The organism is Granulicella sp. S156, assembly GCF_009766105.1.
Taxonomy (GTDB): Bacteria; Acidobacteriota; Terriglobia; order Terriglobales; family Acidobacteriaceae; genus Granulicella.
This window is the reverse complement of record NZ_LMUH01000013.1, coordinates 644207-658428: the sequence shown is the minus strand read 5'-3', so window position 1 is coordinate 658428 and position 14222 is coordinate 644207. Positions and strand designations below refer to the sequence as shown.

General features: G+C 53.0%; 9 protein-coding genes. 4 read left to right on the top strand and 5 right to left on the bottom strand.

The features are described from left to right. Nucleotides 1-172: 172 nt before the first annotated feature. The gene (locus tag GSQ91_RS12695) at nucleotides 173-1645 is read left to right on the top strand and encodes a hypothetical protein (protein WP_158821927.1); all 1473 of its coding nucleotides are present in this window, start codon (nucleotides 173-175) and stop codon (nucleotides 1643-1645) included. Between the two features lie 539 nt (nucleotides 1646-2184). On the opposite strand, the gene GSQ91_RS12690 is transcribed toward GSQ91_RS12695, so the two are convergent. The 4 genes from GSQ91_RS12690 to GSQ91_RS12675 all read right to left on the bottom strand — a co-directional run bounded on the left by GSQ91_RS12690 (nucleotide 2185) and on the right by GSQ91_RS12675 (nucleotide 5158). Then, nucleotides 2185-2895: a thioredoxin family protein gene (locus GSQ91_RS12690; RefSeq protein ID WP_158821925.1), complete on the bottom strand. Its 711-nt coding sequence runs from the start codon at nucleotides 2893-2895 to the stop codon at nucleotides 2185-2187. Further along, nucleotides 2892-3197, bottom strand: coding sequence for an RNA polymerase sigma factor (locus tag GSQ91_RS12685; RefSeq protein WP_158822228.1), 306 nt, complete (start codon nucleotides 3195-3197; stop codon nucleotides 2892-2894). Before GSQ91_RS12685 ends, GSQ91_RS12690 begins: the two co-directional genes overlap by 4 nt. A gap of 319 nt (nucleotides 3198-3516) precedes the next feature. Continuing rightward, a complete protein-coding gene (locus GSQ91_RS12680) occupies nucleotides 3517-3720 on the bottom strand; it encodes a hypothetical protein (RefSeq protein WP_158821923.1) in 204 nt (67 codons plus the stop codon). A gap of 157 nt (nucleotides 3721-3877) precedes the next feature. Continuing rightward, nucleotides 3878-5158, bottom strand: a complete 1281-nt coding sequence (locus tag GSQ91_RS12675) for a hypothetical protein (protein ID WP_158821921.1) — start codon at nucleotides 5156-5158, stop codon at nucleotides 3878-3880. Between the two features lie 502 nt (nucleotides 5159-5660). Here GSQ91_RS12675 and GSQ91_RS12670 point away from each other — a divergent pair. The 3 genes from GSQ91_RS12670 to GSQ91_RS12660 all read left to right on the top strand — a co-directional run bounded on the left by GSQ91_RS12670 (nucleotide 5661) and on the right by GSQ91_RS12660 (nucleotide 11685). Next, entirely contained in the window at nucleotides 5661-6779 is a 1119-nt protein-coding gene (locus GSQ91_RS12670) for a glycoside hydrolase family 18 protein (protein ID WP_158821919.1), read from the top strand. A gap of 235 nt (nucleotides 6780-7014) precedes the next feature. Continuing rightward, nucleotides 7015-10437, top strand: coding sequence for a TonB-dependent receptor (locus GSQ91_RS12665; RefSeq protein ID WP_158821918.1), 3423 nt, complete (start codon nucleotides 7015-7017; stop codon nucleotides 10435-10437). 156 nt (nucleotides 10438-10593) lie between these two features. Next, entirely contained in the window at nucleotides 10594-11685 is a 1092-nt protein-coding gene (locus GSQ91_RS12660) for a glycosyl hydrolase family 18 protein (RefSeq protein ID WP_158821916.1), read from the top strand. A 453-nt stretch (nucleotides 11686-12138) separates the two neighbouring features. Here the strand turns inward: GSQ91_RS12660 and GSQ91_RS12655 are convergent, their stop codons facing one another. Next, nucleotides 12139-14007 carry a M61 family peptidase gene (locus tag GSQ91_RS12655; protein WP_158821914.1) on the bottom strand — a complete coding sequence of 623 codons (1869 nt, stop codon included), beginning with the start codon at nucleotides 14005-14007 and terminating at the stop codon, nucleotides 12139-12141. Between the last annotated feature and the right edge of the window lie 215 nt (nucleotides 14008-14222).

The following is a 14222-nucleotide window of genomic DNA, read 5'->3' as shown; positions in this document are numbered from 1 at the left end:
ACTGGGTATCCAGGGTCGACTAGGAGAGCCGACTAAGAAGGAGGCCCAAGGGACTATATCTCCGATCCCGCTTTTGGACCTGCCTTGACATTCATTTCTGTGAGCCTGTCAAATAGGTTGCCGTAGGCGGTTCGTGGTGGGCCCCCTGTCCGGGGATGGATTTTGTTGCGCAATGGAAAAAGTTGAAAGCCTGAGACGAACGCAGATTCGGAATCAACCGAGCCGGGGAGAAGAAGCGTTCTCGAAGATCGTGGAATCGAAAGAGGAGGTTGCTACGCTGCGTGGCCTCCTTAAAGACATCACGGAGGGTCCGGCCTTTAAGGGGAGTCAGCGGAGCGGGCAATTTCTTGAATTTATCGTTGAACAATCTATAGCTGGGAACTTCGATCAGTTGAAGGAACGCCTCATCGGGGTGCAACTCTTCAAACGGGAACCTACCTACGACACCGGTGAAGACGCGATCGTTCGAGTTACCGCCTCGGATGTACGGAAGCGGCTGCTACAGCATTACGGCTGGTTTGGGATCGATTGTGCGTTTCGCATCGACCTTCCATTAGGATCGTACATTCCTCGCGTAAGCCGTCAGAGCACGGCTGCCGATGCATCTGCAACGGTGGAAGAACCACCCCAGAAGCCAGACATTCCACCCGAAAATGTGGTGGTACCGGAACCAAAGAGTCTGCCTCCGGTACCCGGCCTTCTGGCTCTGCTGGCCACCGAGGGAAAGCCTAAGAAGCGGTCGTCCTGGCAAATTTGGCGTTCAGCCGCGATTCTGATCCTGGCAGTTGGCTTCGGGTGGTGGTTGAGATCGCTGAGCAGGCCAGCGCCCTCCTCAGCAGCAGCTCATATCCTTCCGTGGTCGGCGTTGTTTCGTTCCACGGCATCGCCTCATCTGATTACCAGCGATCCCAATATAGATACGGTCCAGGGAATTACCAAAATAGATTTGTCGCTTTCTGATTATGCAAACCATAAGTACCTGCCGAAAGAGAATGCGCTTACGCCTGAACAGATTCGCTTTTGCAAGATGCTTCTGGCAGTAGACAGCTCTGCGGCTACTCCAGATTCGCCCATCACGGCAAAGATCGCTGCGATCGCTCAGACGTTTTCGAAGAAGCTAATGGTTCAAGCTTCGCGGAGCTTCGAGCTTTCTTTTTTGAGCAACAGCGACAACTTCATCTTTTTAGGCAGTCCGAGATCGAATCCGTGGTTTTCACTTTTCGCGGGAGCTCTGGACTTTCAGTTCATTTACGACCCCAAAATGGGATCTGAGTTCATCCGCAACGTCCATCCGCTGCGCGCAGAACAGGCCACCTATGTCCCCAGTGCGAACGGAGGAGGAACCGGCTACTCCTTCGCCATAATCGCCCTCGTTCAAAATCCCGACCAGAACGGGGAGGTGCTCCTGCTTGCAGGAGCGAATGGCGAAGCGACAGCTGCTGCTGGAGATTTTGTAACCGATCTACCCAAAATGTCAGGGGCCTTGTCGAGCTGCGGCATCTCGTCATCAGGCCCTGTCCGGCATTTTGAGATGTTGCTACGAACGGATACTATGGCGGGCGTTCCACGAAGAACCGAAATTATGGCATGCCACGCACTATCAAATCTTCAGCCGACGGCCTCATCGAACGCACCTGGCGTTTAGGCATCGCGAAATTAAGGGTGTGAGAGGTATCGTCAACTTAGTGGATGGCTCGATGCCATTCCGACCCCTTGAAGAGACATCGCCAATGTGGAATCGCGCTGGCCCCTAAAAATGACGTAGTCCCGCAGTACCCAAGGACTGATTCTGCGTCTCGTTCTTTACCGGCAGATTATTTACACCTGCCAGTGCCGCAAAAAAACAACGCTCCAGAACCATTCTCTAGAGGAGGCTAAGCCAGGAACAGGGAATATCAAGGAAATTATAGGGAATACACTAATGTTGTCTATGCGTTCCCCAGCAACGCGGGAGCTGCAACTGTCCCGTTCCCATATAGTGGGATACGAAGACGACGGCTTGCGGTCCTCGGCCTATTCCTAATGTAGAGCTGCCCACTTGGGCGACCTGGCCGTTGGCCTCAATACCGAAATCGTGAGTAGATTGATTCCGGCGCAAAACGTCGCTAGTTGGGCGCCGGATCAACCACAATATTTGTCGGATCGTCTCCTCCGGGGACGAATAGTCTCTGGGCGGCAGCGCGCTTAGCGGGCTTTATTTAGAAAGGCCACAAATTCACTTGCGTTTCGCGTCACGCCGGCCAAGGTATCGATCGTCTCGCCATTGCTTGACAGCAGCACATAGAGTGGCAACGCGACTGTCCCAAAGTGCTTATTTTCGTAATCCTGTTGGTCGGTATACACCTTACCAGCGCCGTCGGTGTACAGACGAACCTTAACGAAGCGATTCATGTTGTCTCTGATTTCAGGCCTGGAAAAGATGTTCGCCTCCATCCAACGGCAGTTTGTACAGGTATATCCGGTGAAGTCGATGAAGATGAGTTTGCCCTGCGCCCTGGCCTCCGTCAATCCCCTGGGGAGGTCATTCAAGATCCACGGTGTCTCGGTAGAAGCAACCGGTGTCGAATTGACTGTCGAGACTTGGAGCGGAGGAAGAAACGCTTCAACTTCGCCGAGACTCTTACCCCCAAGTCCATTCAGCAGCCAAATGGAGCCAGCGAGAAAGATAAGTGAAAATACGACGCCTACACCTGACACGTGCGATTGCTCCCCATCATGGTTCAATCGGAACCAGCCAAGCAAGTAGGCAACAATCACCAACAGACAGCTGGCCCAGATACAGAACACCATCGAGCGAGTGAAGATGTTCCAATGCCAAATCAGATCTGCATTCGAGAGAAACTTCATCGCCGCCGCGATCTCCAGAAAACCCATGACTACCTTGACCGAGTTCATCCAGCCTCCAGCCTTTGGCGCAATACCGCAGCCCTTTGCTGCTGCGTCAGACGACCCAGAGCAGTGTGCATACGGAGCATCTGCTCGTTGCGAATCGCTTGCTCTTCGGGACTGTCGGCAGGAGCCAGAAGCCCTTCGAGAAGATCGCTTCCGTCCGTGCCCGGCTGCTCAAATCGCCGACCTTCGCGATATAGATCCATGGTTAAGTTGTGCGCTACTCGAAACAACCAGGCCTTGGGATTCTCATGCTCACCTTTAGAGTTAGCCTGACCGAGCAGACGAAGAAACGCTTCCTGGATGATGTCCTCGGCCTCCTAAAGCGAAAGTCCGAGACCCCCAGATAGGCCAGAAGCGCCGGACGAAGCTGATCGTAGAGCTGGATCAGCCGGTCCTCTCGAGTCATCTTTGATTTGGCTGAATCTGCGAGCTCCGATTGCATATTCAACACGGTGCTCCCTAATGGAGCGCGAAAGACGCCCACTGCAGAGACACCACGACCTGAGGTAAAAAATCTCATAGAGGATGCGCTGTGATGTCTTGTTAACGGCGGGGTGCGGTATTTTTTACCTACCTGCCCAAGAAAAATTTGCGATCAACTCTTTATATTGTGCTTTCTGCTCCTCAACTCGGGATGCCATGGCCAAATCCAAGACCACCACAAAGCTGTGGCCCGCAGAGCCTGCCTAATGCAAGACCGTTATACGCCCGGTACTCCATCAGGAGCGACCGGGGCAGAGGCCAACCGGCCGAGAGCGCAAACAGGTCGTCGAGGGCCTTCGCGTAGTTGCGGCGGGTGTGGGAAGAGACTACCGAATCGAGCACCATCCGGCGCAGCTCCGCCTAGGCCGGGGTGAGGGTGGGAGCGCTTCCCCGCCCTGCCGCGCCGGTCACAGACGCTGAGATCCTCCGTGTAGCTCGGAGCGTAAATTTGTGCGGCTCTTCGGTCCGGAATTTGCAGATGGATTTGTAGGGTGCGAGACCGCTACCAGAACTCGGAGGCCACGACTTCGGGAGTTTCCGGGGTATCCCCGATTACCTTCAGGTGCAACACCAGTTGCAGATTCTTCTTGGGCCAGTCTTTCGGCGCGTCCCGGAGAGCTGTGCTCAGTAACTCGGGATTCGTCACCAGCTCAGCTGCGTCTTCGGTTCCATATTGCGTCGCCCCGCTGACCAGCACCACCATAGCCCGCGTCTCCGGGACATACACTCGTGAAACAATCGCGTAGTCTTCATCTGTATGCAGGTCTTTAGCCAAGTGGTGCGGATACCACTCGGTCAATCGGCCGCGATCCGTAATCATCCCGCCCTTTTTGTCACTAAAAGAGAAACGAAAGCCCTGGGTGATTGCCGCCCATTGCGTGGCTGAATACCCAATCAATACCAGGGAGTGCCTGCTCAGTTCATGAAAATCAACGTTGTTGCTCTCTTTTGTTTCACTCGAGTGCCCCAGACCTTGCAGCGCAGTCGAAATCAGCTCCGCAGCTCGTACATCGCCCTGTCCAACAAACTGATCTGTCGTCAACACATATTCCGTCGTTGCCTTGCCCTGCTGTGTTGCTGGGGAACCATGGGATACGTAGGCAGGTACGGGGGTCGTCACGAGTAAGACTGGATTTTGATTCTGAAAAACTGGATTCCAGAATTGCGCTAAGGCAGATATCGGCGCTGTACGTCTGAACCAAAGGAACCCGACAAAAACCAGAACAAGCGCTGCCAACAATACTCCGGAACCAATTCGCCACCTGTACTTGAGACCCGGTACAGCTGATTTCACGTTCAATTGGACAGTCGGTGCAACCGGCTCGGTCGCAGCTACAACGGTGGCTACCGATTCTCTACTCTCAGGTTTGTTTATTAAGTTGTCAGGCCGCGTAAACACCGGCACATAGCCACCTCTGGGAAGACTGATCCATACCCCGGACGCCTTTCCCTCATCCGCGTAGTAAAAACCCAGTCTCTTCCGCACTTCGCTAGCCTTAATGCGCACAACCGCATCTTCGGTCGTGTCATACATGGTCGGACGGCCGAATACTGCGACACCAATGGTCCTCTCCTTAAGCTCCTGGTGCTGACCGAGCAGAGTCTGTTCAACCACGAAAGCTAAGAAATCGCCACATCGTTTGCTCATGGCAAAGGCAGAACTTCGAAGCATATCGCGTAAGGCTGACCTGATCTCTTCGACGGGAATCCCGGAGATCCGCACATCCACGTCCGGCGGAGAGGCTTCGCAGTCGCCCAACCCCAGGTTGCTCTCGATGCCCATGATGCGACTATATACCCCGATCTTTTGATCGGAAATTAAGCATACTGCCTCGAATTCCAATAAAACGTTGTTGTGGCTATGGTTAGGTGCCGTTAGGAACCTAGACAAAGATTCGCCCCACGGTTACCTTCGTGTCATTCCATTGAAACAAGCTGTTCCGGCAAGGAAAATCTAATGAAAACCTGACCTTCATTAGCCCACTTCGGCTGAAGTGGGCTACTTCGCTCCCGGCTACCAGCCGGGTTCTGAGTTGCTTAACCACTGCGTGGGTCCGCCTTCAAGACGGAATCCCGATTACAAGTTTCGAGAGAGGGAAAGTATGAAGAACCATATCGCTACGATCGACTTTTGGTCTCGAACGTCTCGGTTTTGCTGTACTGGTTGGAGCGGACAAGCCAGATACTGGTCGGCCATTTTATGCCTGGCAACGAGTGTCGCTCTGCTGGCTCAACGGAGTGATGAGATAAGAGGGCCAAAGGTTGATCATGGAGGCCGGCCCCGGGTGGTCGGGTACTTCCAGCAATCGGGGACCTACAACAACTTCAATGTGAAGAACCTTGTAACGAGTGGCTCAGCAGAGCTGCTCACGCAGGTGAACTATGCGTTTGCAGAGCTGCAAAACAATCAGTGTGTTAGTTCCGACACCTACGCGGACTATCAGCAGGCACTCCCCGCCGACGAAACTGTTGATGGCATTGCGGATTCTACTAAGGCAGGCGCATTTGTGGGAAACTTCCACCAACTGCAAGAGCTCAAAAGAAGATTTCCAGAGCTCAAGATCTCAATCTCTATTGGTGGGGGTAGTGCCAATCCCGCGGACTTTAGTGTCGTCGCCGAGCCAGCGAACAGAAAAGCATTTGTAAAGAGCTGCATTGACATGTTCATCAAGGGCAAGTTCGCACCCGGCATTGAACAGCCGGGAATCTTTGATGGCATCGATATCGACTGGGAGTACCCCGCGTCGGCAGAAGACATGGAAAACCTGACAGGACTGCTGGAGGAGTTTCGCAGCCAGATGGATGAGGTACGGCCGGGGTTGCCGCTGTCGATTGCGTCTTCGGCCGGAAGCTGGGCTTACCAATATATCGATCTCGAAAAAGTGCAGCATTCGCTCACCTTTTTCGACCTGATGACCTACGACTTCGATGGTCCCTGGAACAATACGACGGGGTTGGTTGCGCCGCTATTTCAGGCGGCGGGGGATCCGAGCACGACGAACAATGCCGCATCCGCAGTCTCGGCATATCTGGCTGCCGGTGTGGCTCCGGAAAAGATTGTCTTTGGGGTTCCCTTCTATGGCTATGAATGGACCGCCGTGCCTGATGTCGATCATGGTCTGTTTCAGCCTGGAACACCTGTTGGAGAGGGTTCGGGCTACAGTTCCATTGTTCCCCTCGAAAGCACCTTCGTGCATTACAGGGATCCCGTGACACAGGCCCCCTGGCTCTACGACGGCACGAATTTCTGGACATACGACGATCCGCAGTCGCTGGCCTACAAGATGCTTTATGTACGAAAAGAGAAGCTGGGGGGCGTAATGGCGTGGAGCTTGAGTGGCGACATGCCGAACGGCATTCTGTTGAAGACTGTTGCATTTGGTCTCTCGGAAGATCCCCGATAAATATCGCAACCCCTCACCAGCCCTTCTCTGAATCGTTATAGGGCGTCTGACCAACTCGGACGCCCCGTAACACCACAAGGACTCTAGCTTTTGAGTTTTATTTGTTTAACGCCAGCTTCACTATTTGGAAACCAGTTAAAAAAGCAGATCGTATCACGCGAGTGTAGACCGGATCTAACCGCGGATGCTATCTCTATGCTTCACCCGACGCTGTAAAAATTTGGAGGCCGACTCAATGAAAGTACGCATAGCGCTTTATAGCTGTTTCTTGTTTCTGATGAGCTGCACGATTGCCTTTGGGCAGGACATCAGCGCAAAGATCACCGGCACCGTAACCGATGCTTCAGGCGCCGTCATTCCTGGCGCAGCCGTAACCGCTCGTGAAACCTCTCGAAATACCGTATATACGACGAAGACTAATTCCGTCGGGATCTATTATCTTTCGCCACTGCCCATTGGCAACTACGAGCTAAAAATATCGGCCCCCAATTTCTCCACAGCAGCGCGCCCAATCTTCACGCTAGTCATGAACCAGACGGCACGCGTCGACATCGCGATGACTGTTGGTAGAGCCTCGGAGACTGTCGAAGTCTCCAGTGCGCCACCCTTGCTGCAGACCGACCAGACCTATATGGGTACGGTCCTCGACGCCAGAGCGAACGTCACGCTGCCACTTGCTACCCGCAACTACAACCAACTCACACTGCTCTCACCTGGCGCGGTCAGCACCAATCCGCAATCGTTTACGGGTACGCAGCAGAGCTTCGGATCGGGCCGTCCTTACATTAATGGCAACCGCGAGCAGGTCAACAATTTCATCCTCGATGGCGGCGACAACAACCAGATAGACAATAACGAAGTAGCGTTCTCCCCTAGTGTCGATGCGATCCAGGAGTTCAATCTTATTTCGCAGAATGCGCCCGCATCCTACGGTAATTTTTTAGGTGGCATCATTAGCGTCACTCTAAAATCAGGGACGAACCAGTTTCACGGAGACGCCTTCGAGTTCATTCGTAACGACGCCCTTAATGCAAATAGATGGCAAAATGGGCTAACCAAAGGGCAACCCTACGTCCCGGGGCAGAACAACCCTGATGGAACAGGTCTCAAGCCAGTTCTACGCTGGAATGAGTTTGGCGCAACGCTGGGCGGGCCAATCATCAAGAACAAACTCTTCTTCTTCGTAGATTATCAAGGATCACGCTTCGACCAGCCGGCAACTGCAGGTCAATATACGGTCTTTACGGCTGCAGAGCGTCAAGGCAATTTCGCGAGCATTTGTACCGCTGGTTTCAATAACCAGGGGACATGCACCGATCCTACGCAGCAACTGTATAACCCGTTCTCGGCCTCAACGCCGGGAGGCCGTCAGCCTTTCCTTAACAACCAAATCAATGTTCCATTCAGTTCTGCGGCAACGAAGATACTGAATTCCTCCTTATACCCAGAACCGATCAACGACCTGGACGCTGCCAACCAAATTAACCTGACTCACTCTTACACAAATAGTGACCAGGGCGACATCAAGATCGATTGGGTTGCGAGTGAAAAAGACCATGTCTACGGGCGCTATTCGCAGCAGCATATTACCAATCCCGGCACCAACAGCCAACTGCTCACCGGAAACTCCGACGATGAATACCCGCTCCACAACGGTGTCCTGGACTACACGCACACCTTCAACACATCCTTACAGAACTCTGCGCGCATCGCGGCTAGCTATTTCCCTGCAACACAGGGCTACACCAACCCGACCGGGCAGAATCTTCCTTCGCTGTTTGGTATAGCCGGAGCCGCGCCGAACCAGACTTTCTTGCCTTTGATGACCTTCTCCGGGGCAAGCTACGGTCCACAGTTTGGAAGTGATGACCTTGTCTCGCAGTTCCACGATACTGTCATACAAGCCGAAGATACAGTGACACTGATTCGTGGAAAGCATACGTTCAATGCCGGATTCGAGTTCTTCAACTACCGCACGAATATACTGTATGTAGGCAACTCTGGACTCGCCGGCATATTCAACTACGACGGATCTTTTACGGGGAACCCATCGGTCGCAGCCGCTGGATGGGCTGAGGCCGATTTTCTGCTGGGCCTTCCGGATAATGTCGGCCTGGGCTCCGGGGACGGGCATAGCTTGCGCAATACCCTGTATGCCGCATTTCTCCAGGACGATTGGCATGCCCTTCCCAACCTCACGCTGAACCTGGGCCTTCGTTATGAGGTTGTAACACCCCGAGCGGATGCTCATGATCAAGCGGTAAACTACGGTCTTTTCACAGGAGACGTAGAGGTTGCAGGAACGGACGGCAACTCCAAAGCTCTCTATAACCAATACAACGGTCCCACGAACTTCCAGCCACGAGTAGGGTTTGCCTGGCAACCTAAAGCGGATAAAGCGATGGTTGTTCGCGGTGCTTATGGAATATCGAACTTCACCGAGAGTACTGGTACGGGCAATCTACTCTTTCAGAACCCACCCTTCACGATTCCCGTAAGCGTCTCCTATGCTGGAGGAACTCAGGCGCTTCCAACCACCACCCTGGATCAAGGCTTTTCGAGTTTCCCCACTTCGGGGTGCACCATTACTAGTGCCATCGAGCTATCGCCCCTTTGCTTTTCGGGGACAAGCATCCACGCGTTCGATCCCAACAACGTGCGTCCTGCGGTCTCGCAGCAATACAATCTCACCGTTCAACGCCAGTTCGGAAACTCCTCGACCTTTCAAATAAGCTATGTCGGACAAAAGACGGACCACCTGATGACAATCGCTCTTATCAGTCAGAAGGTGCTGGGTGCGAATGGGACCGTAGAGCCCAGTCCCTATCTCAATCCAACGCTCCAAGCGGAAATCGGTGAAGCTCGTCTGACCGCTTCGACTGGGTTTTCCAACTACAACGCGCTCCAGGCCAGTTTTCAGGAGCGTCTCAACCATGGTCTCGAATTCCAGGCCAACTATACCTGGTCGAAATGCATGGGTAATTCATCTGGCTTCTTCTACGAATATGGCGATACCAATGCCGATTTGACGCAGGCAGGCAACAACCATGCGTTCTTCCAGAATACTTACGATCCAGCAGCTGACTATGGCCGCTGCGATCAAAATGTCGGAAACTCCCTCAACGGCTTCGTAACCTACGACCTTCCCTTTGGCCGTGGCCGCATGTTCGCGTCGAACATCAATCGCGCAGCCGACCTTCTTGTTGGCGGCTGGCAAGCGAATTCGATCCTACAGTTCCACACGGGTTTCCCTGTCACGGCCGAGGCCAACGACAACTCGGGAACAACCTCAGGATTCCCACGGGCAGACTGCAACGGCCAGCCAATCGAAACTCCGAAAAGACCTTCGACGCTTTCGGGTCAACCCGGCTATCAGTGGTTCGACTCAAGCTCCGTCTCACAACCAGCTCTCAATACTTTCGGCAACTGCCAGGTTGGTAGTTTTACAGGTCCCGGACTGCAGGCAATCGATTTCAGCGTCTCGAAGAGCTTTCACATTATCGAAGGCCAGAGCCTGCAATTCCGGGCTGAAGCCATCAATGCTCTGAATCACCCGATTCTCGTCGCTCCAGACTCCAGCATCGGCACTGACTTTGGCCTGGTCAATAATGCCCAGGGAGAGCGTCAGCTTCAGTTTGCTTTGAAGTACATGTTTTGAGGATTTACTTGCAGCCTGAACTCTCAACGAAAAGGAGAACCTTTAGGTGAACTAGCTCTCTAGATATCTTGCAGCTATAAAGCATGGGGAATAAGTAACTGGAATTGACGGGTTCCTGTTTTAAAAAGCGCTATTCAGCATCGGAAAGGAAACCACATGAAAATGGACAGCTGCTTCAAGACCAAAGGGATGTTCGTTGAAATAGTCACAATTACAGTGCTTTTCTTTACTCTCTTCTTGCCGGGTGCAACAAGTGGAGCTCAGGGTTCCCCATGCATCCCAATCACATGGTCTACTGGCGTAGATTATCCTCTAGGAACAATCGTAGAATACCCTTCTAATGGCAACTGCTATAAGGAATATGAGACCGGCACGGACGGCAGCGATGCCACAGATCCAACGATAAGTACCTGGTATTGGTCTCCTACCATCTGCAACGCCACTCCCAACGTTGTTGGTGCTTACTGGCCTAACTGGGTATCATCGCCTATTCGCATTATCAATGTGCCCCCTCAATACAATCTGATTTACCTGTTCTCTGCACAACCGGTTGGTGGATCACCGGGCACTGGCTCGGTATTTTTTACCCCCCCAGCTGACGGCCGCGGTGCTGCAACGAATTTCAATGCCGACATTCAATATGCTCGTACCGTTCAAGGACGGAAGGTCATTTTGTCGATTGGCGGCGCAGGTAACGAGATGAGTTTTCCTGATCGCACGACATCGCAGACCTTTGTCAATAGCATCGTTGCTCTTTATAACCAATTCGGCGGTTTCGACGGCATCGACTGGGACACTTATGAGGGCAGCGATAATCCCGACACGAGCGAAATGATATGGATCAGCCTTCAGTTGAAACAACTCTACCCTGGCTTCCTCATTACATCTCCTCCTGCGCCATGGAGTTCCACGGACGTAACATTCTGTACAGCGATGGTGCAAGCCGGCGCTCTGGATTATTGCGCTCCGCAGTATTACGATGGCCCGGATCTTGCCGATCCCTCCTACGTTGCTTCTAATGCCCCTCAGTGGGTTTCAGCTCTTGGGCCAACCCATGTGGTGATCGGCTTTGGTGTGGATAACGCGACCAACTACATGACTCCAGCCCAGGCGGCGGATACCTGGAATCAGCTTGCAATCACCTACCCCACGTTAGGCGGAGCTTTCGATTGGAATGCCTCAACCGATGAAACTCAAGGCTGGCCTTTCGCTGATACCGTCGCCCCACTCGCTGCATGCAGCAACTAAATAATATAAGGAATATCTTCTCGACTGCGTCGCGTCTATATCCTGAATATCGTTACAGATTCGTTCCGCTCATCCCTGCTCCGACCGCTTTGATTAATTCGTAACTTACTATTGTTTCTCTTTTTCAAGCAGCCCACTGACTATTCCGCAATAAAGAAGGTACCGAGTTCAAGTTTGGTTTACACCGTTTGTGCTTCACAATCTTTCTGTTCTACACTCTGCTGCTTTCAGCAAGTAAACAGTGTAGGCACAGTAATCGGCGCTATGTTCTGGGCCATCTGCGCAGACCGTCAACTCAGAGTCGTCAACTGGGTGTGTAACCAGCTAATAGATACCGGAAGCATTCGCCTACGTGGACTAGACCGCACCCCGAGAAATGGCATGAGCTATCATGCCTTGCGCCTTATACTTGGGGTTACTGAACCAAACGTCAAATATCGTACGCTAACGTGGTCATTGTCGGCGCGGCCTCACGATTGCCGGAAGGAGATCGGCCTTGCTGGCAATGCGCTCGAGATGTGGGTAGCGCAGGCCGTCGTGGTAATCCACTTGAAAATCCGCGTAGTAGTTATCTTGTAGCACCATCACCACAATTGGCTGATGGTCAGTTTTAGCAGCGGTAATCGCGTCGAGCAACAACTGAGGGGAATAAACCCGATGATTCACAGCTGCGACCTTCCATTCTGGCGCAAGACCTGCGTGACCTGCTGCTGAGTCGGGAAGAACATCGACGATCTCGCTCTTGTCATCGATAACCAGGCCAATCGAGTATCGAAGGTCAGTGAGGCCTGTCGCGGTCTCGGCATCCAGGCTGGCATCATTTGGCACGTCCGTATATACGACATGCCAACCTGCTGCCTCCAAGCCTCGTGCTGGAGGCTCAGGGCGCAAGGCTTCAAGACGATGTCTAAAGAAAGAATCCCAGTCATAGGGCACGATCGAGTTCAGCGATGTCACGACATCATCAAACGTATAGGGCAAGACTTTTAGGTCTCCGCTCTTCGGATCGTAATTGGGTAGCCCGTAGAATGCTCGGGTAAAATCGTCGATGCTTTTGTTGCCGCGACTCTGAGTCCGCATGATGCTATCTACTTCAAGCCATAGGAGCGGACCTTCGGTATAGTAATCGTTGCTTCGACGCAATGCCTCCCAGTGGGGAGAAGCAAGATAAAGAAGCTGCGCGGCAGTCGCCGTATCCTGCAAAGACCGCCAATCGCGGCCAGTACGATAGTCAAGCACGGCCTCGTCATTTGCCATGCGGTCACGGAAGCTTTCGGGTGTATCGAGATTGCTACGTGCAGCGAGCACCTCACCCAGATAGCTGGTGAGTCCTTCATAAACCCAGAGCAGGTTACCGATCATAGGATCCTGGTAGTTTGCCGTCGCCAGGCCAACTGGTCGGCGGTATTTCCCGTTCCAGGAGTGGACCATTTCATGTGCCAGCAGATAACCAGATTCCGCTAAGAAAGCGGACGATACCATACCGAGTTCCGGCACCTGGTTGTCACTCGACTGGTGATGTTCAAGGCCGTCATTCGCGTCTGCATGCTCTTCCACGAGGAAACGATAGCTGCCATAGTGCCTTGATCCAAAGAGCGCACCGGTCTCTGCTACCAGGTTTCGGTAGGCTTCTACGCGCTCCGGCTTAATGTCGAGACCCTCGGGTGTTTCGGCGAAGACATCAAGAAAGTGCGGGCGAGGCTCGCCTTGTGGCGCGATGTCGAACTCCTTCATAAGCGATCCCATCATCATCGGCGAATCTACGAGTGTCGTCAGCGATACGTCACTGAAGCGGATAGTGTCACCGTTTCGATGCGCGCCCGGCAGCGCTGTTGCATACTGCCACTTCGTTGGGATCGTTACTGAAAGTCGTACCCTCACTTCATCAGATTTTGCTCCATCAGGGTAAAGCACAATTTGATTGAATATCAGGTCGCCTTGTACGGGAGTCGAGGTATAGCCGAGATTGACGGAAGAAAATTCGGCCTCCACCTCGACTGCATCTGCGGGAACGGATACATGAAAGGCGTACATGTCAACCGGGTCGCGGGTCCACGGAATTGCTTTGCCATTCGCGGAGAAGTGCAGATCGACTAGATCCGTGATCGGGCCTGTAGGGCCGTGATCGCCAGGAATCCATTTAGGAAAGACATAGATAAGTTCATGAGAGCTAGTTATGGGCAGCACTTCATGCGCTGAGATCGTCTTTCGTGAGATGGATGAAGCATCAATTTCCAAATTGATCGGTATCTGGGCCTGTAACCGTGGAACGAGCAGGGCAGCTACGGTGAGCACGAGAGTTGACAATTTGTGTTCGGTCAAAGGGATCGTCTCCTAAACGAGATACAGGAAGTTTGGGGAGAAAGTAACGGCACCACCACTCACAGAAAGCATTTCAGAAAGACAAATTACCCTAAGAGCAGTTTGTGGCAGAGACCTCTCCGCAACGGCAAGTTTCGGGGTGAGACGGAGTTGTCACGATATCCATCAACACGAGTGGTATCGGCTGCGGGACGGCTAAAAACTGAGTTGTAGAG